This is a genomic window from Mesorhizobium sp. LMG 17147 (genome assembly GCF_024297145.1).
In the GTDB taxonomy this organism is placed as follows: Bacteria; Pseudomonadota; Alphaproteobacteria; order Rhizobiales; family Rhizobiaceae; genus Mesorhizobium.
This window is the reverse complement of record NZ_JANCTC010000008.1, coordinates 97,877-120,597: the sequence shown is the minus strand read 5'-3', so window position 1 is coordinate 120,597 and position 22,721 is coordinate 97,877. Positions and strand designations below refer to the sequence as shown.

Here is a 22,721-nt window from a genome sequence, read left to right as displayed (position 1 = left end):
TGATGGGCTCCGGCGAAGTGAATCTATCAGAGGGAATACGGCAATGCGCATTTGGAAATCCCTTGTTCTGGCTGCACTCATGTCGGGTGTGGCGGGTATCGCCATGGCCGAAGAGGTCGTCCTCAACGCCGTGCATTTTACGCCGACGCAGAACGGCTACGCCCAGAGCTTCCTGAAGTTCGTTCAGAAGGTGAACGAAAAGGGCAAGGGCTTGGTCCAGATCAACGTGCGTGGCGGGCCGGAGGTCATTCCACCGATCCAGCAGGGCGCGGCGCTCAGGAGCGGCCTGATCGATGTGATCGACACACCGGCAGGGCAGTTCCTCGAACTCGTGCCCGAAGGCGAGGTTTTCTCCGCATCGACCAAGACGCCCTGGGAGGTTCGCGACAATGGCGGCTGGGACTTCATCAGCGCAATTTTCGAGAAGAAGGCCAATGCCCATCTGCTGGCGCATGTCGACGCGGGCTCGGGCTTCAACGTCTTCACCGTCGACGAACCCAAGCTCAACAGCGAAGGCAGCATCGACTGGGGCAGTTTGAAGATCCGCTCGTCGCCGCTCTATCGCGATTTCCTCGAATCCCTGGGCGCGACAGTGATCGTGCAAGCGCCGGGGGATGTCTATACCTCGCTCGAGCGCGGCGTCGTCAATGCCAACGCCTATACTGTATTTGGCTATGCATCCTTCGGCTGGGACAAATTCACCAAATACCGTGTCGATCCGCAATTCTTCAAAACCGACGTGCTGATCTCGATCAACAAGGCCAGATGGGACACGCTGTCGCCCGAGGCGCAGAAGCTGCTTGCCGACACGGCCGTCGAATACGAGCGCGCGAGCTATGACGCCAACCTTGCCGAATCCGAAAAGCAGGCACAGGCGATGATCGACGGCGGGCAGAAGGTTGTCAGCTTGACCGGCGCCGGCCGCGACAAATTCCTGGCGGCTGCCACGCAGGCGAGCTGGGCGAGAATGGCCAAACGCGATCCCACCAACATCGATCAGTTGAAGAAATTCTTTCAGTAGCCCGAGCCGAGGGTGCCTTGTGCGCCCTCCATCAAAGCTGGGCCAAGGGGCAAAGGTGGACATCAGGGTCGTCGGGCATGGACAGATTGTTTGCAGCGATTGGGAAGCTGAGCCTTGCGTTGGCGGCGGTGGCAAAAGTGGTGCTTGGCCTCATCATTGTCGCGGTGGTTGCTGATGTATGCGTCCGCAATCTGGGCCTGAGGCCGCTTGCCTGGGCCGTATCCGCGACGGAATACGGCCTGCTTTACGCGGCATTTCTGCCGATGCCCTGGCTGGTCCACAGCAAGGGCCATGTCTTCGTCGAGTTCCTGCGCAAGGCGCTGCCGGTGCGGGCACGGGCGGTGCTTGAAAAGCTGGTCTATCTCGCCTGCATTGCCGTCAGCCTCTACCTCGGCAGCGTCGCTCTGTCGTCCCTGACAAGTGCCGTGGCGGGCGGCGAATATGAAACGCGCAGCTTCGACATGCCGAAATGGCTGGTCTTTCTGCCCATCATGCTCGCCTTCTACCTCTCGGCGCTGGAATGGCTAAGATATCTTCTCGTCCGTGACACGCTGTACACGCTGGATCCTCTGGAAATGGAAGGGCTCTGACCGGTGGCCTGGCTGTTTCCATTCGCCGTGCTCGTTGGCACCATCCTGGTGTTGATGGGGCTGGGGCTGCCGGTCGCCTTCGCGTTCTTCGTCACCAATGTGATCGGGCTGTACCTGTTCTTCGGCGGTTCGATCGGCGTGACGCAGATGGTCGCCAACTTCTCCGACGCTGTCTCGACCTACGCGCTTGCCCCGCTGCCGATGTTTCTTGTCATGGGCAGCCTGTTCTTCCGCTCCGGCCTCGGCGAGAAGGTCATCTACGCGCTCGACCTGTGCATCGGCAATCTGCGCGGACGCCTCGCCTATGTCGTCCTCGCCGCCGGCACGATCTTTTCCGCGCTGTCGGGCTCGAGCCTCGCCAATACCGGCATGATGGGCTCGCTGATGGTGCCCGAGATGCTGAAGCGGGGCTACAAGCCGCATATGGCCTACGGCCCGGTGCTTGGCGCCGGAAGCCTTGCCGTCATCATCCCGCCATCCTCGCTGGCTGTGTTGCTCGGCTCGCTTGCCCAGATCGACGTCGGCGCGCTGCTCATAGCGGGGGCTCTGCCCGGGCTGCTGCTCGTTGTCATGTACGCAGCGCTGATCTTCGCCCAGACGAAGATCGACCCGGACGCCGCTCCGCACTATCCGGTGCCCGCCGTTCCCGCGGCCGAGAAGGTGAGGGCGGTCGCCGTCAACATCATTCCGATGAGCGTCATCGTGTTCATGGTGGTCGGCACGATCATCCTTGGGATAGCGACGCCGACGGAATCGGCGGGACTCGGCTGTGCCGCGGTTTTCGCCTTGTTGTTTGTCTACCGACGGTTCAGCTGGTCGGTTGTCTGGAAGTCGCTGGACGATGCGATGAAGGTCACCGGCATGACCTTCCTGATCATCTCGGCTTCGACGACGTTCTCGCAGATATTCGCCTTCTCCGGCGCCTCCAACGGCTTTATCCAGTTCATCGTCGGCTACGATCTTGGACCGTATCCCATGCTGCTTATGATGGTGCTCGTCATCCTGCTGCTCGGCATGTTCATGGATCAGGTCTCGATGATGCTGATCACGCTGCCGATCTTCCTGCCGATCGCCCAGCAATTCGGCTACGAGCCCGTATGGTTCGGGCTGATCCTGCTGCTCGCCTACGAGGTCGGCTTCACCACGCCGCCGTTTGGTCTGCTGCTGTTCATCATGATCGGTGTCGCGCCGAAAGGCACGTCGCTCAAAACGGTTGCCATGTCAGCGGCGCCTTACATCGCGCTGACGCTTCTGCTGATCCTGCTGATTGTCCTCTTTCCGCAGATCGCTCTCTTTCTTCCGAATTTGATCTAGCCGAACTCGATCCAGAGGGTCTCCACATGCGCTTTGCCTATCTTGCCTTCTTCCATGACGACCGCGAGGCAAGTTTGGCCATCGCCGGTGAAGACGTTGACGCTGTGCGGCGCGTGATTGTGTCGACCCCGGGCCTTGCGCTTGCCAACATCTACCTGCCCGAAGTGGCGACGGACATGTTCAACAACGATGGTCCACCGCCGGTCTTTGGCTTCCAGCTCTATTTCGACGACTTGGCGGACATGGAGGCGGCGCTGGCGCCGTCCGGCCATCTGCAGGCACTTGCCGCACCTGGTATGCTGTCGAGCATCGCCGGTTCGAGGCCGACGCAACAGGCAATGTGCGTGCGTCCGTTTCCCGTCGATGACGCTGGCGTCAAGACGTCCGGGCTGCCCTGCAGCTATCTTGTCCACTATCCCGGGCCGGCCGAAGACATGAATGTCTGGCTCCACCACTATGTGACGCATCATCCGCAATTGATGCGGGGCTTCCCCGGCATTCGCCACATCGAGGTTCTGTCGCGACTGGATTGGTGCGGTTCGCTGCCTTGGCCGCGGATCGACCATATGCAGCGCAATCGCGTCATGTTCGACAGTCCCGCTGCATTGACGCACGCGCTGCAATCGCCGGCGCGGCTGGAGATGCGCGCCGACTACAAGACTTTTCCGCCGTTTTCAGGCGGCAGCCGGCATTTTCCGATGTCGACGGAAGCCGTGCATCCTTCGTCAAGGGCCTCGTAGGCAAACAGGGTTTGCCGACGCCGAAAATTTCTGGAGATTTCATGTACGACTTTCGCAAGAAATGTATCTCTCTCGATCGCCTCATCGGCACCTTCTGCGCCATCCCGCACCCTGTGGCGGTCGAAGTGGCGGCCGCGAGCGGGGTCGATTTCCTGTGCATCGACTGGGAGCATTCGCAGATCGGCCGCGAACGGCTCGAGGATCTGATCCGCGCCGCCGATGTTCACAAGGTTCCCGCGATGGTGCGCGTTCCCGGCCACACGCCGGAGTGGATCGCGGCCGCGCTCGACGCCGGCGCGTCGGGCGTCCTGGTGCCGCGCGTCTCCACGGCCGAGCAAGCCCGCATGGCGGTCATGGCCTGCCGTTACCCGCCGGTCGGCGCCCGCGGTGTCGGCCCAGGCCGCGCCGCCCGTTATGGCTACAGCATTCCGGACTACCTAAAATCGGCCAACGAGGTCCTGACGGTCGCCATCCAGGTCGAGACGGCCGAAGGCCTCGCCAACATCGACGACATCGTCCAGGTCGACGGCGTCGACGTGGTCTTCATCGGCCCCGGCGACCTGTCGGTCTCGATCGACGCCATGGGGCCGGCCGGCCAGGACAAGCTCAATGCCGCGATTATGAGGATCGCGACCGCGGCGCGCACGGCCCGCAAGGCCGTCGGCATCTTTCGCCCTTCGGCGGATGATGTCGGCACATGGTCGCGGCACGGCATCAGCTTCCACGTGCTGGCCAGCGACACGATGTTTCTCGGAGCCGGCCTTACCGCCGGTGTCGCGTCGGCGCGCAGTGCCTCATAGCAAGAGTTTGGCATGAAGATCATCAAGACCGACGGCGTGTTGTCAGTCGAGGAAGAGCAGTTGCGCTACCTCGACGGCTTGGGCGCCGAGTTTGTCGAAAAGACGCTGCTCACGGAAGATGCCCTGATCGAACACTGCCGCGACGCCGACGCATTGATGGTATTGCGAGAGCCGATCACGGCTCGCGTTTTGGCGGAACTGAAGAGGCTCAAGGTCATCGGACGGTTCGGCGTAGGGCTCGACTCGATCGACGTCGAGGCCGCCAGCCGTGCCGGTGTTCAGGTAACCTACGTGCCGGACGCCAATCTGGTTGAAGTCAGCACCCACGCCATGGCCCTGATCCTGGCCTTGACGCGCAGGCTGAAGCAGTTCGACAGCGCGGTGCGCGCCGGCCGCTGGGCTGCAATGACCGATGGCGCCGGCATCATACGGCCCGACAGGCAGATCATCGGCCTGATCGGCTTCGGCCAGATCGGGCGCCTGACTGCCGAGCGGGCACGGGTCTTCGGCTACCACATCATCGCCTACGACCCGTACATGCCGGCCGAGCGCATCACGGCCGGTGGTGCTGAACCGGTCGGCTTCGACGAGTTGCTTGCCAGCGCCGACGTCGTCTCGCTGCACGTTCCCGCGACACCGGAGACCAGAAACATCATGTCGGCGCAAGCCCTGTCGCGGATGAAGGAAGGGGCGATACTCATCAACGTGTCCCGCGGCGGCCTCGTCGACGAGGTCGCCTTGGCGGATCTGATCCGGCGTCGCCATCTGGCTGGCGCCGGCATCGACACTTTTGAGCGGGAGCCGCCTTCGCCCGACAATCCGCTGCTGGCGCTGGACACCGTCCTGGTCAGTCCACACGCGGCGCACTACTCGACCCAGTCTTACGCGGAGGTTCGCAACAAGGTGTTTGCCGATGTCGCATCGGTCCTGCGCGGCGGCAAGCCGGTATATCCGGTCAACCGGATATGACCAATTCCCGATGTCGGCACCATCCGCTGCCTGTCGACAGTTCCACCTTGACGTCCGGGCAGGCGCCCTTGAGCGCGACCTCGGCTAGCGGATAGAGACGGGAAGGGGTGAAGAGCGAATTCGCATTTTTTGCCGACAGCGCCACATTTTGTTCTTGCTTTGTGCCGGCAGCTATGCTACTAATCTATGTATGGTGCTGATTCGCACCGAGGACCCGTCGCAAGGCGGGTTTTTTGCTTTTAGCTAGGTTTCAGCGCCATCCGTCGAGGCTCTGCTCGGCTTGTCGCGACGCTCGACGATGTAGATGTGGTCGGCGACCAACACCACGTCGCCATGCTGGTTGATCACCTCGCAGCGCTCGACGACCCGGCCTGAATCGGGTCGCTTCGGGTCGTCTTCCCTGGCCGAGATGGTGGTGCGGGTCCGGATCGTATCGCCGATGAACACCGGCTTGATGAAGCGCAGCCTGTCGTAGCCATAGGAGAAGGCAACCGGGTTGACGACGCTTGCCGTCAGCCCGACGCCGACCGAAAAGACCAGCGTGCCGTGGGCGATGCGCTGGCCAAACGGCGTCGTCTTCATGAACTCGGCGTCCATGTGGTGGGGAAAGAAATCGCCGGTATGGCCGGCATGGACGACGAAATCGGTCTCGGTGATGGTGCGCCCGCTGGTCACGCGCGACGACCCGATCTGGTAGTCCTCGAAGTAGATCGTCTGCATGTCAGGGCCTCGCCGCTATCGGTGTTGCCGGCGCCGCGCTCGATTGATAGGCGGCTTCGACCAGCGCCATGGTGCTCCAGCCGTCCTCGACCGAACTGACAAGCTCGGCGTCCTCGCCCGACGCGTAGCGCTGGACATTGGCCATGCGGCCGGCAAAGGCGTCGGGAAACCATGAGCCGACGAGTGGAACCGCCATCCAGTCCTTGCCGCCTTTGGGGTAGATTTCGAGAATGTCCGGCTCGCCGCGCGGATAGTCGAGGTTGACGCCTAATTTGAGGTAAGCGGCGCCCTCGGTGCCGCAGATGCGGAATTCGCAAGCCTGGTGTTTTCGACCGAATTTGTGATCGTGGTTGATCGACAGCGCACAGCGCACGGTGTCGCCATAGTCGAGGATCGCGCTGGTTCGCGTTTGCGCAACCTTATGGCCGGGGTGGCCGAGTGTCTTGGCGTGAACCCCCTTGGGATCGCCGAGCAATTGCCGGATCAGGTCGAGATAATGGATCGAATGCATGGCGATCTCGACACGTGGCGCCTGCAACAGGAATTCCCAGAGCTGCCAGGGTGTCGCCAGCGCCAGCCATGCGTCGAAATCGACCACTTCGCCCAGCCAGCCCTTGGCGATCGCATCCTTCAGCGCCAGCATCATCGGCGCAAAACGGAGCTGGAAATTCACAGCGGCCCTGAGGTTTTTGGAGCGGCAGATTTCGAGGATGTCCGTCGCCTCGGTGAGGTCGCTGCCCATCGGCTTCTGGATCAGCGCCACCGCACCATCGGGCAGCGCCCTGAGCACGCCGGCGTGATTAGCCGGCGGTGTCGCCAGGTCGAAGACGGCGTCCTTGATTGACGCAGCTTCCTCGAGCGACCGGTAAGCGGTGACGCCCCATTTCTGCGCCAGTTTTTCCGCCTTGGCCAGGTCGGGGTCGAAAAGCCCGACAACCGGGAAACCGGCTTTCCCATAGGCCGGGAAATGCGCATCGCCGACGATCGAGCCGGCGCCGAAAATCACGATCGGCCTGGGCTTTGACGGTTGTGCCCAGGCCTGGGAAAGCAAGGCAGGATCGAAAATGTCATCAGTCATAGTGGAAGACTTCGTCCATCGACGCCCACCACTCGCCCTCCTTGCGGGTCGGCAGCGGCTCCTGGCATGGCATGCACAGCGCCCACCATTCCTGCGTCGTGGGATCGGCAGCCATCTTGGCCATGTCGGCGGCATAGTCGGTGCCGTGGTACTCGAAGGTGCTGAACAAAAGGTGCTCCGGCTCCCTCAGATAGATCGAATAATTCTTGATGTTGCAGGCGGAAATCATCTTGAGGACGTCCGGCCAGACGGCAGCGTGAAGCCGCACATACTCGGCGACTTTCTCCGGCTTGAGACCGAGCACCATTCCCATTCGCTGCATGTCCGCCTCCTATTTCACTATCGCCATGGTGAATTCCGCTATGCTCTTCGACTTGATCGCATCCCAGTCCCAGTCGAGGCCGATGCCGGGCTCGTCCGGCGCCAGCGCGTACCCGTCCTCGATACGCATTTTCGTGCCGGTCAGCTCGTCGAGCTGGGGAATATACTCGACATATCTGCCGTTCTGAACGGCGCATGTCAGGCTGACATGCAGTTCCATCAGGAAATGCGGGCAGACCGGTATGTCGAACGCCTCGGCTGCATGCGCCACCTTCAGCCACGGCGTGATGCCGCCGATACGACCGACATCGACCTGCACGATCGAACACGCGCCCTTTTGCATATATTCGCGGAAATGCCGGATCGAATAGAGCGACTCGCCGATGGCGATCGGCGTCGATGTGGCACTCGACAGCCGCACATGGCCGTCAATGTCGTCGGCCGGCAGCGGTTCCTCGATCCAGGCGAGGTCGAGTTCACGCAAGCGCTCGGCCCGGCGGATCGCCTCGTCGACTGAAAAGCCCTGGTTGCAGTCGGTCATGATCTCGTAGGAGTCTCCAACCGCCCGGCGCACCGCCGTCAGCCGGGCAAGATCCTCGGAACCGTGCGGCTTGCCGATCTTGACCTTCGAGCCGCGAAACCCCTTGGCCTTGGCGGCCAGCGCATCCTCGACCAGTGCCTCGGTTTCGATATGCAGCCAGCCGCCTTCGGTCGTGTAGAGCGGGCAGCGGTCCTTGGCGCCACCGGCAAGCTTCCACAACGGCAGGTTTTGCTTCCTCGCTCGCAGGTCCCAAAGCGCAGTGTCGATGGCCGCCAGCGCGATTGCCGTGATCGCGCCGATCGTCGTGGCATGGGTGGCGAACTCCAGCTCGCGCCAGATCGCCTCGATCATGTCGGCGTCGCGGCCGATCAGCCGCGGCGCAAGGTGGTCGGCCAGGAGCCGCATCACCGAGGAGCCGCCAGTGCCGATCGTGTAGCTGTAGCCGGTGCCAACCGCGCCGTCGGCGTCGGTGATGGTGACGATCGGTGTTTCCTGGCTGACAAAACTCTGGATGGCATCGGTGCGCTTGACCTTCGGCACCAAGTCGACCATGCGCAGTTCGACTTTCTCGATCTTTGCCATGATTTTAACCTCGCAATGTCTTGCCCGTTTCGGCAGAAAACAGATGGGCCTGCGACAGGTCCAGGCTCATCTTGACCCGGTCTCCGGCCTTGAGCGGCTTTGGATTGAGCATCCGCGATACCCAGTCGCTGCCGTTGAATTCGGCAAACACCAGCGTCTCGTTGCCAAGCGGTTCGGTGACGGTCACCGGCAGTTCCACCTGGTGGACGTCGACATCTTCGCCGGAGCTGATGCCGTGTCCCGTCGGATAGATGTCGTCGGGCCTGAGGCCGAATACGACCTTGTCGCCGGTTCCGACATTTGCCTTGAACTGGCTGGGCAGAGGCAGTCTCTCGCCGCTGGCGAACAGCAGCTGTCCGTCGTCGACAACCGCCTCGTGCAAATTCATCGGCGGCGAGCCGATGAAGCCGGCGACGAAGCGTGTCTGCGGCCGGCGGAAGACCTCGTCGGGTGTGCCGACCTGCTCGATGAACCCGTCACGCATGATGACGATGCGGTCGGCCAATGTCATTGCTTCGACCTGGTCGTGGGTGACGTAGATCACCGTCGACCGGACCTTGGCATGCAGTTTCTTGATCTCGGTGCGCATCTGCGTCCGAAGCTTGGCATCGAGATTGGAAAGCGGCTCGTCGAACAGGAAGACGTCGGGATCGCGCACGATGGCGCGACCCATGGCGACGCGCTGGCGCTGTCCGCCCGACAACTGCGACGGCCGGCGGTCGAGCAACTGGTCGAGGCCGAGAATGCCGGACGCTTCGGCTACGCGACGGTCCATTTCTTCTTTCGCGGCGCCGGCTATCTTCAGCGAGAAGCCGAGGTTTTCGCGCACCGTCATATGCGGATAGAGCGCGTAGGACTGGAACACCATCGAGATGTTGCGCGAGCGCGGCGGCAGGTCGTTGACCATGCGGCCGCCGATCTCGATGATCCCGTCGCTGATCGCCTCGAGACCGGCGATCATGCGCAGGGTTGTCGACTTGCCGCAGCCAGACGGCCCGACCAGCGCGATGAACTCGCGGTCGGCGACCTCGAGGTCGATGCCGTGCACGACCGCCACCGGACCATAGCTCTTGGTGAGTTTCTTGAGCGATACAGTTGCCATGTCAGCCTTTCACCGCGCCGGAAGTGAGGCCGCCGACGAGATGTTTCTGGACGATGAAGGTAAGCGTGAGCGCCGGTATGATCATAACCACGGCCAGCGCGCACATGCCGCGCCAGTCGATGGTGAATTCGGCCGTATAGTCGAGCAGGCCGACCGGCAGGGTCTTGGAGTTGATCGAGCGCGTCAGCTGCGAGGCGAGCGCGAACTCGTTCCAGGAGGTGAGGAAGGCAAAGATGCCGGCCGAGGCGATGCCCGGCCCGGCCAACGGAAACTCGACCTGCCAGAAGGCCTGCCAGCGCGTGCAGCCGTCGATCTGCGCCGCCTCGGCGAGGTCTTTCGGCACCTGGCGGAAAAAGCCGTCGATCAGCCAGACGGTGAACGGCACGTTGAGCGCGACATAGACCAGGATCAGCCCGAAATGCGTATCGATGATGCCGAGCCGCGCAAAGACGAAGAACAGCGGCAGCGACAGCGCAATGCCAGGCACCGTGCGCGTCAGCATCAGGCCAAGGAACATCGCCGATTTGGCGCGAAAGCGGTAGCGCGCAAAGGCATAGCCGCCGGCCATGCCGATAACGATGGCGATCACCGTCGAGGTCACCGAGACGATCAGCGAATTGCGGAAATAGTCGAGCACCGGAATGCCGCCCTGGCCGACGCCGCTGAACATGGCGATGTAGGCGTCGAGCGAGAGGTCCCGCGGGATCCACACCGGCGGCTTGGCCATGATCTCCACGGTCGGCCTGAGCGACGACAGCACGATCCAGATGCCGGGCAGGCAGATGACCAGCATGGCCAGGAACAGTCCGATGCCGTGAACGATGCCGAGCGCTTTGTTGCCGACGCGATGCAGGCTGTTCTGGTCCATCCTCACCACTCCGCCGCGATCTGCGTGCGCGCCGCGGCAAGCTTGCGGTAGAAATAGACGGTGAACAGGATGGACAGCAGGATCGAGAAATAGGCCATGGCGTTGGCCATTCCCATCCGGGCATCGCCATAGGCGGTGCGGGCGACGAGCGTCCAGACCAGTTCGGTGCGGCCGGCAGGACCGCCGTCGGTCATGATCTTGACGATGTCATAGGCGCGCGCGACGTCGAGCGAGCGGATGGTCATGGCGATGAAGGCAAACGGCATGATGAACGGCCAGGTGACATAGCGGAATGTCTGCCACGGCGTGCAGCCGTCGACGCGGGCCGCCTCGACCGGTTCGCGCGGCATCGCCAGCAGCCCGGCAAGGATCAGGATCGCGAACACCGAGGTCGACGACCAGATCTCGGCGGTCAGGATGGCGATGAAGGCGAGATTGCCGTCGATCAGCCACGGGATGGCGCGGTCGGTCAGGCCGAGCCCCTGCAGGGCGTTGTTCACCAGGCCGATATTGTCGTTGAACATGAATTTGAACTGGAAGCCGACCAGGATCGGCGAAAACATCATCGGAAACATCATGATGGTGCGCAGAACCCGCTGGCCGCGCGATGCCTTTTCCACCAGCAGCGCCAGCCCGAGCCCGATCACCATTTCCAGGTTGAGCGCCACCGTCAGCAGGACCACGGTGCGGGCAAAGGCGACCCAGAAAGCGCGGCTGGTCAGGATGGCGACGTAGTTGCGCGCGCCGATGAAGACCCAGAACGTCTCCGGCCTGGTCAGCCGGAACGGGGTGAAGCTGGAATAGAGCGACAGCAGCAGCGGCACCACCACCACCGCCGCAAGCACAATCACCGCCGGCAGCAGGAGCAACAATGGCGGCGAAGGTCTCCAGCCTTTCATGGCGATCCGGTTCTGGTTGGTGCCCGGACACCGAAGGCCGCCATTGGCGAGCTGGGATCAAGACACAGCGTGTTGCGCATGGTTCGAAAAAAGTTCGGGGCGCCGCTCTTCAATGAGCGCGGCGCCCCCCTTGGTTGAATGATCAAAGCTTGCCTGCGTCCTCGAGGATCTGGGTGGCCTTGGCGGCAGCGTCGTCCAGCGCCTGCTTGGAGGTCTTGTCGCCAAGGATGGCGGCCTGCAATTCGGGATAGACGGCGTTGGAGATTTCGATCCATTCAGCTGTCTGCGGCACGGCAAAAGCGTGCTTTGCCTCTTCCTGGAAAGCCGCCAGCACTTCCTTCTTATAGGGATCGCTTGCCGCCTGCTGGATGTCCCAGTCCCACACCGCCGTGCGGGTCGGCAGTGGGCCGCTTGCCGCCTCGAGCTTCTGGCTGTCCTCATTGGTCAGGAACCAGACCAGCGACGCCGCAGCCTCCTTGCTGGCGCAGTTTTCGGTGACCGAAAATCCGTGGTGCCCCGACCAGCCGGTGCGAATGCCGGCCGATCCCTTCGGCGCCACCTTCACCCCGACATTGCCGGCGACCTTCGACGACTTCGGATCGTTGAAGAAGCCTGCCCAGCCTGGCCAGTCGAGGTTGATGGCGACGGTGCCTGAGGCAAAGCCTGGCCGAGATCGTCCCACAGATAGTTGGTGGTGCCGGCCGGCACCGCCTTGGCCTTGTAGAGATTGACGAACCAGTCGAGTGCGTGCACGCCGGCTTCCGAGTTGAAGGCCGGCTTGCCATCCTTGTCGAGGTATTCGCCGCCGTCGGCGATGAGCATCTCGTAAAACCGGCCGTTGATCGCCTCTTCCTTGCCGGCGAACTGGGTGCCATAGAAATCGGGCGGGCTGGCGAAGAATTCCGCCTGCTGGGCGACCTCGTCCCAGGTGTCGGGCGGTGTCAGCTCCTTGCCGTACTTTGCCTTGTAGGCGGCCTTCTTGGCTTCGTCCTGGTAGAGGCTCTTCTGGTAATAGAGCGCCGACACGTCGAACTGCGCGCGGGGCAGCATCACCAGCTTGCCGTCGAGCGTCGAGGCCTTGATCGTCGACGGCACGAATGCGTCGATCTCCTCCTTCGGCAGCAGCTTGTTTAGGTCGGTGTAGATATCAGGATATTGCGGCGCGAAGGACGAGTGGTTCGACCCAACGCACCAGTTGATGCTGCCGGAGGCGATGTCCGACTTGATTTCCTTGTCGAGCTCGAAGTGATTTTTCTTCGAGATCACGTTGACCTTGGCGCCGGTCAGTTTTTCCCATTCGCCGATGCGCGCGTAGAGCCCTTCATATTGCTGGCCGCCGATCAGCTTGGCGTCGATGGTGACGCCGTCGAATTTGCCGGGCAGGTCGGCAGCAAGGGCAGCACTCGCACCAAATGCGAGCAGCGTTACGCCGGCTGTCAGGCCGCAGAACAGTTTCGTCATTGGTATCCTCCCAAGAGCCTGCATCGATCGCGTAGTGAGGTCAATCGGCAGCTTCATTCATATACAAACAAAATATTTATAGGATCGTCAAGCCGAAAGTTCTTCCGGAAGCAACCGTTATGCGTATATGAAATATGAAATTCACTGGAGAAGCCCAATGGCAGAGGACGAGGAAGACGACCGCTATCGAGCCCCGGCGTTGGACAAGGGGCTCGACATCCTCGAGCTGCTGGCCGGCGTCGACGGCGGCCTGACGCAGGCGGAAATCGCCAAGAAGCTCGACCGCAGCCCGAACGAGTTCTATCGCATGCTGGATCGGTTGGTGCGGCGCGGCTATGTCACGCGGCCGGATGGCGACCGTTACTCGCTGACGCTCAAGCTGTTTGGCCTGGCGCAGCTGCACGCGCCGGTGCGCCGGCTGGCTTCCTACGCGACGCCGCTGATGCGCGAACTGGCCGAAACTACACAGCAGGCAAATCAGCTGGTCGTCTTCGACCGCGGTTCCGCGGTGGTGATCGCACAGCAGGAGGCGCCGGATTACTGGGGCATCTCCATCCGCGTCGGCTCGCATATCAGCCTGTTCGACACCGGCTCCGGCCATGTGCTGCTGGCGTTCCGCCCGCCGGAAGAGCGGCAGATGATGATCTCAGAACATCTGCGCAGCACCGACAAGCCGCCGCAATCGCCGGAGTTCTTTGCCCGCCTCGACCAGATCCGGGAACGCGGCTACGAGATGATGGCATCGATGCAGACCGCCGGTGTCTTCAACCTGTCGACACCGGTTCTTGGCTCGGACGGCAGGGCGATCGCCGCGCTGTCGATCCCCTACATAACCCTGGTCAACGCACCCAAGGCGCCCGACATTACGAGGACGATTGAGCTGCTGCTGGCAGCGACCGAAAAGCTGTCGCAACTGGCGGGATTGAGCGTCAAGCAATCGCGATGAATTCTTATTTGAATGAAGAATTTCTCCGTGAGATGATTGCGAAGTCGCCAAGGAGGAGCGCGCCACCATGATCTTCGACACTCATCTGCACCTGATCGACCAGTCCGCGCTGCGCTATCCCTGGCTGACCGGCGTGCCGGCGCTCAACCGCGATTTCTCCTACGACGAATATGCAGTCCAGGCCGGCCGCGCCGGCATAGAGGGCGCATTGCACATGGAGGTCGACGTCGATCCAGCCGACATCGAGGCCGAGACCAGCCGTGTCAAAGCGCTATCGCGGCACAAGGCCAGCCTGCTACGCGGTGCAATCGCCTCCTGCCGTCCGGAAGAGCCGGGCTTTGCCGGCTATCTCGAGCGCCAGCGCGCCGATCCTTTCGTCAAGGGCTTTCGGCGTGTGCTGCACGTCATGCCGGATGAACTGTCGGAAGGCGCACTGTTTCGTGAAAACGTCAAGCGGCTTGCCGGCACCGGCCTGACCTTCGACCTCGTCGTCCTGCCGCACCAGATCCCCAAGGCGATCGCACTCGCCGATCTCGCGCCGGATGTGCAGTTCGTGCTCGACCATTGCGGCGTGCCGGACATCAAGGGCGGTGCCGAGCACCCCTGGCGCGAGCACATGGCGGAGATCGCGCGGCGCCGGAATGTCGTCGGTAAAATTTCCGGTGTGGTCGCCTATGCGGATGCCGGATCCTGGACCGTCGAAACGCTGCGTTCCTATGTCGAGCATACCATCGAATGCTTCGGCTGGGAACGCGTCGTCTGGGGCAGCGACTGGCCGGTCTGCACGCTCGGCGGCGGGCTTGCGACCTGGGTGGCGGCGACGCATGCGCTGCTTGCTGGCACCAGCGACGATGAACGGCAAAAGCTGCTCTCCGGCAACGCCAAGCGGCTGTGGAGTTTGTAGAGTATTTTGCAGCCAAGTGGAATCACTTGGCGTCGCCACGAATAGACGGCCTCAGATGGTCGCCGACATGTGCCGCTCGCGACCGTAGAGCGAAACCAGGAGCACGATGACCAGGCCAGGTGCCGCCCAGGCCGACGGCAGAACCTTCTGCGGCGCGCCGTCATATTGCGCCTTCAGTTCGGTCGGCAATCCAGCGATCACGCCCGAAACGTCTTGAGCGCAGGCTATGGTCGTGAGCGATGCAAGTGCGGTTGCGTCGAAAGGCTCTCCCGAAACAGGCGATTGAGATCGGCAACGACGCGAGCGGCATTGTGCCTTTCGCTCAGGCCAAGATTGATGCGATCTGACGCCGCCTGCTGGAAGCCCATGTAGCCGTCGTGCCGCGGCCTGACCCAGGCACCTTCGAGCGTGGCTCGGGTGTCCTTGTAGAAATTACCGCTGGCGGCATTGACGGCGGCATCCGCCCAGGCTGCCGCATGGCCGGGCTGGCCGCCGGCCGAGGCATAAGGGCCGCGCTGCACGTCACCGCTGGCGATCCAGTAAGCGAGGTCGATGGCCGCCTGCCTGGCCTTCGAAAAGGCCGACACGGCGATGCCGGTCCCGCCGAGCGCCGAGCCTTTGGGACCGACATTGCCCGCAGCAGGGCTATCGGCGAAAACAACGCGGCTGGGCCGGAATCCGGCGATGGCATAGGAGACATAGCCATAGATCAGCGGCGCACAGGCGGTCCGGGATCCCGATCCGGCCATTTGCTCCAGAACCGCGATCGGGTCCATGCCAAGACAGGCCGGGTCGACGAGGGCCGCGATCTCGCGCATCATCTCGAAAACCTGCTTGCCGATTGCAGGATCCACATGGTCGCCCGGGCCTTCACCGGCGGGCCGGCCGAGATTACCGGCGAGCGTGTAGAACACCATCAGCGAATGCGGCGGCCTGAGCGGCAACAACACGCGGCCCTGCCGCGCCAGATCGAGCGCATCGGCCCATCTCGCCGGCGCAGCCGAGAGCATGTCGGGCCGCCACGCCTGCACCTGGCTGGCCGCGTCGATTGGAAACGCCCACTGCCGGCCCTGCCAGTTGTAGCTGGGATAGGACCGGCCGACGCTGCCCGCCGCAAGTGCTGCACGTTCGGCTTCCCGGCCGGCGACATCGAGCGGCGTCAGGCAGTTCTCGGCGGTGATCTGGCCGACATGCGGATGGTCGATGACGATCAGATCATAGGCGCGGGCCAGTTCCTCGACCGGGAAGGATTCGAAATCCTGCAGCGAGCGCTTGTCCCATTCGATAGCGACGCCGGTCCGTTCCTTCCACAGCGCCGAACACGCGACCATCGGGTCATAGCCGCGCGGATGGCTCCAGGTCATGCCTTTGAGCGTGACGTCGCTCACAGCCCGAACTCCGCGCGGATCTTTGCGCTGTGCTCGCCGATGCGTGGCGCGGCCCGCTCGACCTTGGCGCGGATGCCGTCGACCCTGAGCGGCGAGCGCGTGGTAAGGATCGAAACGTCATCCTCGCGCGTCACCGTCTGCAGCATGTCGAGAACCTGGAAGCCTTCGCTGGCCATCATTTCCGGCCAGGTCAAAACCTTGGCGCACCAGATGTCGGCAGGCTCGAGGATGGCAAGCCACTCGTCGACCGTTTTCGTCGCGATTTTTTGCGCGATGATCGCCTTGATCTCGTCGCGGGCAGTGAACCAGGTCGACGGCTGATCGCGGTAGGGCGCAAGTTCCTCGAGCCCGAGGAGATCGGCGAGTTTCGAGATCGGCGTCATGGCGATCGCCAGATAGCCGTCCTTGGCCGGATAGACGCCGTAGGGCGCCGACAGATAGGCGTGTGCGCTGCGGAAGCTCGACCGCCGCGGCAGCCGGCGCCCGTCATTGAGATGCGTGGTCAGCACCTCGAACTGGAAGTCGACCAGCGCTTCGAGCAGGCTGGTCTCGACATGGCTGCCCTTGCCGGTCACACCGCGCCGCACCAGTGCGGCGAGGATGCCTTGCGCGGCGGCCGAACCCGCCAGCATGTCGGCGATCGCCAGGCCGAAGGGCACCGGCCCCTGGTCCTCGTCGCCGTTCAGCCACATGACGCCGGAGCGGGCTTGCGCCAGCAGATCCTGCCCGGGCCGCTTGACCCATGGGCCTTCCTCGCCGTAGCCGCTGATCGAGGCGTAGACCAGGCGCGGATTGATCTTGCGCACCGCGTCATAATCGAAGCCCAGTCGTTCGATGACGCCGGGCCTGAAGTTCTGGATCAGCACGTCGGCCCTGGCCAGCAGGCCGCGCAGTGCCGCAAGATCGGCCTCGTCCTTGAGGTCGATGGCAAAGCTTTCCTTGGCACGGTTGATCGCGTGGAAAATAGTGGAATCGCCGCCGATCTCGGTGTCGCTGAGATAGAGACGGCGCGACAGGTCGCCGCCATCCGGCCGTTCGATCTTGATGACGCGAGCGCCGAGGTCGAGCAGTCTGAGCGAGCAGTAGGGGCCGGACAAGAACTGGCTCATATCCACAACGATGAGCCCGGTCAGCGGCAGTTCGGCAATGGCAGCCATTGCCTATTTCTCCGTCTTGCCGGCGAAATCGGCCGGATTGCGGTACTTCACCGTCTGCAGGTGCTCGCAATAAAGCACAAGCTCTCCTTCACCTTTGAAGACTTCATAGCTGGCGCGGATCAGCCCCATTTCCTTGTATCTGGGTTTCTTGTCGAGGTTGGAGCGGATCGAATAGATCGTGTCGCCGATGAACACCGGCTTGATGAAGCGCAATTTGTCGTAGCCATAGGAAAAAGCGTTGATGCAATTGGTGGCAACGAGGCCGAGCCCGGCCGAGAACACGAAGGCGCCGGCGACCAGGCGCTTGCCGAAGATGCCTTCTGTTTCGGCGAACATCTGGTCCTGCACGTAAGGATGGATATCGAGCACCAGCGCGTTGAAAAGATGGCTGTCGCCCTCGGCAATGGTCCTGCGCAGCGAGCGGATCTTCTGGCCGACCGGCCAGTCTTCGTAGAACCAGTTCTCCGCGTTCCAGACGGGAAGGTCGGCGTGATCCCTGGGCATGTTGGCGGGGTGTGTCGATGCCACGCCCACGGTTGGCGCGAAACCGCTCATGACGACTTCCTCTGGGAGCGGGAATCGTCCATCAGGGCGCGCCGCAGACCAGCGAAATGCATGATCGATCCTCCCGTCAATCTTCTTTTGTGAATAGTATTTTCACATATGGGGTTGTGATGCAAGCGAGTCTCGGTGAAATTTTGGCGGCTCCGCCGCAGCCAATGCCGGCGGAACATGGGAGGAAGTGATGCAGAATGCCTGTCTGGTTTTCGTCGGCAGCCTCAATCGCGACGCCCCATATTTTCAGGGCGCGCGCGGCGTTGGGCTCGGCGTCTACAGTTTCGACGAGGGGACGCTGGAGACAAAGAAACTGGCCGAGACGGAAGACATCGACAATCCGACCTTCCTGTCGGTGACGCCGGACGGCTCCCACGTCTACGCCAATTCCGAAGTGTTCACCTGGCGCGAAGGGGTTGTCTCGGCCTACCGTTTCGACAGGCAGACCGCCACGCTGTCCTACATCAACAAGCAGCCGACGCTGGGCAGCATCACGGCGCATAACACCATCACGCGCGACGGGACCAAGCTGCTGGTCGCCAATTACGGCATGGGCGAGGGCGACCCCGATCGCTCGGTCGTGGTCTTGGGGCTGCGCGAGGATGGCGGCCTGACCGCACCGTTGTCGAGCGTCGCCCATAGCGGGACCGGACCAGACCCCGCACGCCAGGAGCGGCCGCACGCCCATAGCGTAACCGAGACGGTTGCCGGCGGCATGGCGATCGTCGCCGACCTCGGCATCGACCAGCTGGTGTCCTATCGCATCGGCTCAGACGGCAGTCTGACGAAGCTCGCCGAATCGGCGCTTGCGCCGGGGGCTGGTCCGCGCCATCTCGCGCTGCATCCGGGCGGCCGCTTCGTGTTCGTCATGAACGAGCTGGATTCGACGGTCGTCTCGCTCGCGCTGGAAGACGGATCAGGCAAGCTTGCGGTGATCGACAGTAAGCCGGCGGTGCCGCCCGAGGCACGCGACGGCAATCACTGCGCCGACATCCAGATCTCGCCCGACGGCCGCTTCCTCTATGGCTCCAACCGCGGCCATGATAGCATCGCCGTGTTTTCGGTCGACCAGCAAAACGGCAGGCTTGCCCTTGTGGGCTATACGCCTTGCGGGGGCGCCACGCCGCGCAATCTGGCCCTGACGCCTTCGGGCGGCCATCTGTTCTCGGCCAACCAGAATGCCGACCGCATCTCGATTTTCGCCCGTGATGCCGCAACCGGCCGGCTGACCGACACCGGCCGATCCATCGACATTGGCACGCCGATGTGCGTGAGGATCGTGCGTTGAAGTGACCTCAGAACTCGAGCGCCTGCCTGAGTGCCGGGCCGCTCCTGACGCGCAAATCGAGGTCGGCCTCGATATGGTCGATGTGGTGCAGCATCAGGGCGCTGCCGCGTTCGGCATTGCCATTTTCCAGCGCTTCGAGGATCTGCGTGTGTTCGTTGTGGCCGCAGCTCGAGATACCCGAGCGGCCATAGAGTGCGATCACCAGCGATGAACGAGCGACCAATTCCTCCATGAAGCGCTGCAGGATGACGTTTCCCGCGACCGACGCCAGAAGCAGGTGAAAATCCCCCGACGCCTTGATCTCCGATCGCCTTGCGTTCGGTCCGCGTTCGGCGATGAAACGGCCTTCTTCGTCGAGCTGGGCCTTGAACGCGGCGACATGCGCCGGCGTCATCCGCCCGGCGGCGGCAATCGCGATGCCGGGTTCGATGAGCCGGCGCGAAGCAAAGACTTGCCGCGCTTCCTCCGGCGACGGATTGGCAACGAAGGCGCCGCGATTGCGCTCGGTGCGCACCAATCCCTCGAAGGAGAGCATCTGCAGTGCGGCGCGCGCCACGGTGCGGCTGACATCGAACAGCGTGCCGACTTCGCCTTCGGAAAGCTTGGTTCCCGGCGCCAGCCGGCGATCGACGATCGCGTCGCGCAACTGGTCGCGGATCGCCTGCGCGCGATCCTCGTTGGCGGCCTCGATAGCAGGGATAGTCTGGTCGGCAATGTTCATGGCAGTGGTCCTGCCTTCTTCTATCCTGAATCGCATCGCTTGGACGAGAGACAAAGTGAATACAGGAACGAAAAATATTGCATACGATTTTTGCGAGGATCGGTGGCAATCGCCTATAATTTGTGCATTGCACAAGGATGCCGTATCGGCAGCCATATTGAGGCGCCCCTGATTTCTTCGAGGATTCAGTCGGTTGGTGCGGCGGTGCGCAACTGGCACGCATGATGCTTTGGCTAATCCGACCAAAGGGGAAGCTGGATGTCCAAAGCCGCCGAAATCGACATTGTGTCCGTTTCGAAAGTCTATGGCGCGACGACTGCCGTCAAAGGCATCAGCCTGAAAATCCCGGCGGGAACCTATTGCTGCCTGCTCGGTCCGTCCGGCTGTGGCAAGACCTCGACGCTGCGCATGATCGCCGGGCACGAGAGCATATCGAGCGGCGACGTGCGTCTCGGCAACACAGTGGTTACCGACCTGCCGCCGGCCAGGCGCGGCACCGCCATGATGTTCCAGTCCTACGCGCTGTTTCCGCATCTCGACCTGATCGACAATGTCGCCTTCAGCCTGAAGATGAAGGGCGTCGGCAAGGAGGAGCGCCGCGCCAAGGCACTCGACATGCTGAAGCTGATGCAGATGGAGGCCTATGCCAGCCGTCGTCCGGCGCAGCTTTCCGGCGGCCAGCAACAGCGCGTTGCTCTCGCCCGCGCATTGATCACCGATCCCGAGGCGCTGTTGCTCGACGAACCGCTTTCGGCGCTCGATCCGTTCCTGAAAATACGCATGCGGGCCGAACTGAAGAAGCTGCAGACATCGCTCGGCATCACTTTCGTCCACGTCACCCACAGCCAGGAAGAGGCGATGGCGCTGGCCGACCTGATCGTGGTGATGAACGACGGCCGAATCGAGCAGGCGGCGCACCCGCGCACGGTGTTCGAGCGGCCGGCCACCGCCTTCGTCGCTCGTTTCATGGGCGACCACAATGTCATCTCCGGCCGCGTCGCCGGTAGTCGCGATGGCATGGTCGTTTTCGACGTGCCCGGCGGCGTTGCGCTCGCCGCCAGCGGGCAGGGCAGGGAGACCGGGGAACCCATCGACATCGCCATTCGCACCGACCACGTGCGCATCGGCCAGCCGCCGGCAGCCGGGCTCGGTTTCACCGGCATCGTTTCAAATGTCGAGTACCGCGGTTCGACCGTGAAGCTCTCGGTCAATGGCGCCGGCATCGACGATTTCACGGTGATCGTCGACGACACCAGCTTCTTCGCCAGGCCGGTTGCCGTCGGCGACGCCGTGCCGATTGCCTGGGACGCCGAGGACGCGATCGTCCTTGGCCGTCTCGATTCCTGAAACCCAGCATAACCAACCAAAACAGGGGAACTGAACATGACCAAAACCACCGACAAGAAGACTGGAATATCGCGACGTTCGCTGCTCAAGACAGGCGCCGCCGCCGTCGGTTTCGCCGCCGGTTCCGGCGCCATATCAGGCTTTCCGACCATCTGGGCGCAATCGAACATCACGCTGCGCCAGTTCGGTACCGGCGTGTCCAATCTCAACGCCATCGCCGACAAGTGCAAAGCTGATCTCGGCATCACCCTGGAGATGACGGCAACCGATTCCGACGCCGCCGCGCAGCGCGCCGTGACGCAGCCCGACAGCTACGACATTGCCGACATCGAATACTGGATCTGCAAGAAGGTGTTCCCGACAGGCGTCCTGCAGCCGATGGATGTCAGCAAGCTGAAATATTACGACGAGCTGGTGCCGCTGTTCAAAACCGGCAAGCTGACGCCCGACAGCGTCATTGCCCAGGGCACCGCGCCGCATACCGTCGGTTACGTCGAGGCGCAGGACAGCAAGGTTTTCGCCAAGGCGCCGACCAATTGGTTCACCATGGTGCCGACGATCTACAATGCCGATACGCTCGGCATCCGCCCCGACCTCGTCGGCCGCGATATCACCACCTGGGCCGACATCATGGATCCGGCCTTCAAGGGCAAGACCGCCATCCTCAACATCCCATCGATCGGCATCATGGATGCGGCGATGATCATGGAGGCAACGGGCAACATCAAATACGCCGACAAGGGCAACATGACCAAAGAGGAGATCGATAAGACGATCGACTTCCTGATCAAAGCCAAGCAAGCCGGCCAGTTCCGCGCCTTCTGGAAATCCTTCGACGAAAGCGTCAACCTGATGGCTTCAGGCGAAGTGGTAATCCAGTCTATGTGGTCGCCGGCCGTGGCCGCAGTCCGCTCCAAGGGCATCGCGTGCCGCTTCCAGCCGCTCAAGGAAGGCTACCGCTCCTGGGGTGGCGGGCTTGGCCTGGCAGCCCATCTCTCCGGCGCCAAACTCGACGCCGCCTATGAATACATCAACTGGTACACGTCAGGCTGGGTGGGCGGCTATCTCAATCGCCAGGGCTACTACTCGGCCAACATGGTGTCGGCCAAGAAGTTCATGTCCGAGGACGAGTGGGGCTACTGGATCGAAGGCAAGCCGGCAAAGGGCGATATCCTGTCGCCGGACGGCAAGGTCATGGAAAAGGCAGGCGCCGTGCGTGACGGCGGCTCGTTCGAAGAGCGCATGGGCAAGGTCGCCTGCTGGAACTCGGTCATGGACGAGGACCGCTACATGGTGAAGCGCTGGAACGAGTTCATCGCTGCTTGATGCAAGGCGGCAATAGCTGAGATGCCTCATTCCTTCCCACCCCCCTCTGTCCTGCCGGACATCTCCCCCGAGAGGGGGAAGAT

General features: G+C 62.6%; 23 protein-coding genes and 1 pseudogene. 11 read left to right on the top strand and 13 right to left on the bottom strand.

Annotated elements, in window-relative coordinates:
- Positions 1-43: 43 nt before the first annotated feature.
- From dctP to NMG46_RS16910, 6 genes are all read left to right on the top strand, one after another.
- Positions 44-1,021: a TRAP transporter substrate-binding protein DctP gene (gene dctP, locus NMG46_RS16935; protein ID WP_254818784.1), complete on the top strand. Its 978-nt coding sequence runs from the start codon at positions 44-46 to the stop codon at positions 1,019-1,021.
- A 77-nt stretch (positions 1,022-1,098) separates the two neighbouring features.
- Positions 1,099-1,611: a TRAP transporter small permease gene (locus NMG46_RS16930; RefSeq protein ID WP_254818783.1), complete on the top strand. Its 513-nt coding sequence runs from the start codon at positions 1,099-1,101 to the stop codon at positions 1,609-1,611.
- 3 nt (positions 1,612-1,614) lie between these two features.
- Positions 1,615-2,925, top strand: coding sequence for a TRAP transporter large permease subunit (locus tag NMG46_RS16925; RefSeq protein WP_254818782.1), 1,311 nt, complete (start codon positions 1,615-1,617; stop codon positions 2,923-2,925).
- 26 nt (positions 2,926-2,951) lie between these two features.
- Positions 2,952-3,665, top strand: coding sequence for a hypothetical protein (locus tag NMG46_RS16920; RefSeq protein WP_254818781.1), 714 nt, complete (start codon positions 2,952-2,954; stop codon positions 3,663-3,665).
- Positions 3,666-3,706: 41 nt separating this feature from the next.
- A complete protein-coding gene (locus NMG46_RS16915) occupies positions 3,707-4,465 on the top strand; it encodes an HpcH/HpaI aldolase/citrate lyase family protein (protein WP_254818780.1) in 759 nt (252 codons plus the stop codon).
- Positions 4,466-4,477: 12 nt separating this feature from the next.
- Positions 4,478-5,434, top strand: coding sequence for a C-terminal binding protein (locus tag NMG46_RS16910; RefSeq protein ID WP_254818779.1), 957 nt, complete (start codon positions 4,478-4,480; stop codon positions 5,432-5,434).
- A 243-nt stretch (positions 5,435-5,677) separates the two neighbouring features.
- Here NMG46_RS16910 and NMG46_RS16905 read toward each other — a convergent pair whose 3' ends face one another.
- The 8 genes and pseudogenes from NMG46_RS16905 to NMG46_RS16870 form a co-directional block, all read right to left on the bottom strand.
- Positions 5,678-6,154 (bottom strand): MaoC/PaaZ C-terminal domain-containing protein, encoded by a 477-nt coding sequence (locus NMG46_RS16905; protein WP_254818778.1) that lies wholly within the window; start codon positions 6,152-6,154, stop codon positions 5,678-5,680.
- 1 nt (position 6,155) lies between these two features.
- Positions 6,156-7,232 carry a Gfo/Idh/MocA family protein gene (locus NMG46_RS16900; RefSeq protein WP_254818777.1) on the bottom strand — a complete coding sequence of 359 codons (1,077 nt, stop codon included), beginning with the start codon at positions 7,230-7,232 and terminating at the stop codon, positions 6,156-6,158.
- The gene (locus NMG46_RS16895) at positions 7,225-7,554 is read right to left on the bottom strand and encodes an L-rhamnose mutarotase (RefSeq protein WP_023676093.1); all 330 of its coding nucleotides are present in this window, start codon (positions 7,552-7,554) and stop codon (positions 7,225-7,227) included. The genes NMG46_RS16900 and NMG46_RS16895 overlap by 8 nt, the downstream gene beginning before the upstream one ends.
- 9 nt (positions 7,555-7,563) lie before the next feature.
- Positions 7,564-8,676, bottom strand: coding sequence for a mandelate racemase/muconate lactonizing enzyme family protein (locus tag NMG46_RS16890; RefSeq protein ID WP_254818776.1), 1,113 nt, complete (start codon positions 8,674-8,676; stop codon positions 7,564-7,566).
- Between the two features lie 4 nt (positions 8,677-8,680).
- Complete coding sequence (locus NMG46_RS16885) at positions 8,681-9,778, bottom strand: ABC transporter ATP-binding protein (RefSeq protein WP_254818775.1); 1,098 nt, start codon at positions 9,776-9,778, stop codon at positions 8,681-8,683.
- A 1-nt stretch (position 9,779) separates the two neighbouring features.
- Positions 9,780-10,646 carry a carbohydrate ABC transporter permease gene (locus NMG46_RS16880; RefSeq protein WP_254818774.1) on the bottom strand — a complete coding sequence of 289 codons (867 nt, stop codon included), beginning with the start codon at positions 10,644-10,646 and terminating at the stop codon, positions 9,780-9,782.
- Positions 10,647-10,648: 2 nt separating this feature from the next.
- The gene (locus tag NMG46_RS16875) at positions 10,649-11,545 is read right to left on the bottom strand and encodes a carbohydrate ABC transporter permease (protein WP_254818773.1); all 897 of its coding nucleotides are present in this window, start codon (positions 11,543-11,545) and stop codon (positions 10,649-10,651) included.
- Positions 11,546-11,687: 142 nt separating this feature from the next.
- Positions 11,688-13,006: pseudogene (locus NMG46_RS16870) on the bottom strand (sugar ABC transporter substrate-binding protein).
- A 157-nt stretch (positions 13,007-13,163) separates the two neighbouring features.
- On the opposite strand from NMG46_RS16870, the gene NMG46_RS16865 reads away from it, so the two are divergent.
- Complete coding sequence (locus NMG46_RS16865) at positions 13,164-13,952, top strand: IclR family transcriptional regulator (protein ID WP_254818772.1); 789 nt, start codon at positions 13,164-13,166, stop codon at positions 13,950-13,952.
- A gap of 67 nt (positions 13,953-14,019) precedes the next feature.
- Entirely contained in the window at positions 14,020-14,856 is an 837-nt protein-coding gene (locus NMG46_RS16860) for an amidohydrolase (protein WP_254818771.1), read from the top strand.
- A gap of 51 nt (positions 14,857-14,907) precedes the next feature.
- Here the strand turns inward: NMG46_RS16860 and NMG46_RS16855 are convergent, their stop codons facing one another.
- From NMG46_RS16855 to NMG46_RS16840, 4 genes are read right to left on the bottom strand one after another with little or no spacing between them, the layout of a single operon-like run.
- Complete coding sequence (locus NMG46_RS16855) at positions 14,908-15,057, bottom strand: hypothetical protein (protein WP_254818770.1); 150 nt, start codon at positions 15,055-15,057, stop codon at positions 14,908-14,910.
- A 23-nt stretch (positions 15,058-15,080) separates the two neighbouring features.
- Complete coding sequence (locus tag NMG46_RS16850) at positions 15,081-16,220, bottom strand: ABC transporter substrate-binding protein (RefSeq protein WP_254818906.1); 1,140 nt, start codon at positions 16,218-16,220, stop codon at positions 15,081-15,083.
- 20 nt (positions 16,221-16,240) lie between these two features.
- Positions 16,241-17,401 carry a CaiB/BaiF CoA-transferase family protein gene (locus NMG46_RS16845; RefSeq protein ID WP_254818769.1) on the bottom strand — a complete coding sequence of 387 codons (1,161 nt, stop codon included), beginning with the start codon at positions 17,399-17,401 and terminating at the stop codon, positions 16,241-16,243.
- A gap of 3 nt (positions 17,402-17,404) precedes the next feature.
- Positions 17,405-17,956 (bottom strand): MaoC family dehydratase, encoded by a 552-nt coding sequence (locus NMG46_RS16840; RefSeq protein WP_254818768.1) that lies wholly within the window; start codon positions 17,954-17,956, stop codon positions 17,405-17,407.
- A 190-nt stretch (positions 17,957-18,146) separates the two neighbouring features.
- On the opposite strand from NMG46_RS16840, the gene NMG46_RS16835 reads away from it, so the two are divergent.
- Entirely contained in the window at positions 18,147-19,244 is a 1,098-nt protein-coding gene (locus NMG46_RS16835) for a lactonase family protein (RefSeq protein WP_254818767.1), read from the top strand.
- A 7-nt stretch (positions 19,245-19,251) separates the two neighbouring features.
- On the opposite strand, the gene NMG46_RS16830 is transcribed toward NMG46_RS16835, so the two are convergent.
- The gene (locus tag NMG46_RS16830) at positions 19,252-19,965 is read right to left on the bottom strand and encodes a GntR family transcriptional regulator (protein ID WP_254818766.1); all 714 of its coding nucleotides are present in this window, start codon (positions 19,963-19,965) and stop codon (positions 19,252-19,254) included.
- Between the two features lie 258 nt (positions 19,966-20,223).
- Between NMG46_RS16830 and NMG46_RS16825 the strand changes: the two genes are divergently transcribed.
- Positions 20,224-21,312 (top strand): ABC transporter ATP-binding protein, encoded by a 1,089-nt coding sequence (locus NMG46_RS16825; RefSeq protein WP_254818765.1) that lies wholly within the window; start codon positions 20,224-20,226, stop codon positions 21,310-21,312.
- A gap of 36 nt (positions 21,313-21,348) precedes the next feature.
- On the top strand, positions 21,349-22,638 hold the full coding sequence (locus tag NMG46_RS16820; RefSeq protein ID WP_254818764.1) for a PotD/PotF family extracellular solute-binding protein: 1,290 nt from the start codon (positions 21,349-21,351) through the stop codon (positions 22,636-22,638).
- Positions 22,639-22,721: the final 83 nt, after the last annotated feature.

Excerpts from the sequence above, each read along its gene's own strand:
- dctP (WP_254818784.1), top strand. The coding sequence starts at position 44 with ATGCGCATTTGGAAATCCCTTGTTCTGGCTGCACTCATGTCGGGTGTG.
- NMG46_RS16930 (WP_254818783.1), top strand. The coding sequence starts at position 1,099 with ATGGACAGATTGTTTGCAGCGATTGGGAAGCTGAGCCTTGCGTTGGCG.
- NMG46_RS16920 (WP_254818781.1), top strand. The coding sequence starts at position 2,952 with ATGCGCTTTGCCTATCTTGCCTTCTTCCATGACGACCGCGAGGCAAGT.
- NMG46_RS16915 (WP_254818780.1), top strand. The coding sequence starts at position 3,707 with ATGTACGACTTTCGCAAGAAATGTATCTCTCTCGATCGCCTCATCGGC.
- NMG46_RS16910 (WP_254818779.1), top strand. The coding sequence starts at position 4,478 with ATGAAGATCATCAAGACCGACGGCGTGTTGTCAGTCGAGGAAGAGCAG.
- NMG46_RS16905 (WP_254818778.1), bottom strand. The coding sequence starts at position 6,154 with ATGCAGACGATCTACTTCGAGGACTACCAGATCGGGTCGTCGCGCGTG.
- NMG46_RS16900 (WP_254818777.1), bottom strand. The coding sequence starts at position 7,232 with ATGACTGATGACATTTTCGATCCTGCCTTGCTTTCCCAGGCCTGGGCA.
- NMG46_RS16895 (WP_023676093.1), bottom strand. The coding sequence starts at position 7,554 with ATGCAGCGAATGGGAATGGTGCTCGGTCTCAAGCCGGAGAAAGTCGCC.
- NMG46_RS16890 (WP_254818776.1), bottom strand. The coding sequence starts at position 8,676 with ATGGCAAAGATCGAGAAAGTCGAACTGCGCATGGTCGACTTGGTGCCG.
- NMG46_RS16885 (WP_254818775.1), bottom strand. The coding sequence starts at position 9,778 with ATGGCAACTGTATCGCTCAAGAAACTCACCAAGAGCTATGGTCCGGTG.
- NMG46_RS16880 (WP_254818774.1), bottom strand. The coding sequence starts at position 10,646 with ATGGACCAGAACAGCCTGCATCGCGTCGGCAACAAAGCGCTCGGCATC.
- NMG46_RS16875 (WP_254818773.1), bottom strand. The coding sequence starts at position 11,545 with ATGAAAGGCTGGAGACCTTCGCCGCCATTGTTGCTCCTGCTGCCGGCG.
- NMG46_RS16865 (WP_254818772.1), top strand. The coding sequence starts at position 13,164 with ATGGCAGAGGACGAGGAAGACGACCGCTATCGAGCCCCGGCGTTGGAC.
- NMG46_RS16860 (WP_254818771.1), top strand. The coding sequence starts at position 14,020 with ATGATCTTCGACACTCATCTGCACCTGATCGACCAGTCCGCGCTGCGC.
- NMG46_RS16850 (WP_254818906.1), bottom strand. The coding sequence starts at position 16,220 with ATGACCTGGAGCCATCCGCGCGGCTATGACCCGATGGTCGCGTGTTCG.
- NMG46_RS16845 (WP_254818769.1), bottom strand. The coding sequence starts at position 17,401 with ATGGCTGCCATTGCCGAACTGCCGCTGACCGGGCTCATCGTTGTGGAT.
- NMG46_RS16840 (WP_254818768.1), bottom strand. The coding sequence starts at position 17,956 with ATGAGCGGTTTCGCGCCAACCGTGGGCGTGGCATCGACACACCCCGCC.
- NMG46_RS16835 (WP_254818767.1), top strand. The coding sequence starts at position 18,147 with ATGCAGAATGCCTGTCTGGTTTTCGTCGGCAGCCTCAATCGCGACGCC.
- NMG46_RS16830 (WP_254818766.1), bottom strand. The coding sequence starts at position 19,965 with ATGAACATTGCCGACCAGACTATCCCTGCTATCGAGGCCGCCAACGAG.
- NMG46_RS16825 (WP_254818765.1), top strand. The coding sequence starts at position 20,224 with ATGTCCAAAGCCGCCGAAATCGACATTGTGTCCGTTTCGAAAGTCTAT.
- NMG46_RS16820 (WP_254818764.1), top strand. The coding sequence starts at position 21,349 with ATGACCAAAACCACCGACAAGAAGACTGGAATATCGCGACGTTCGCTG.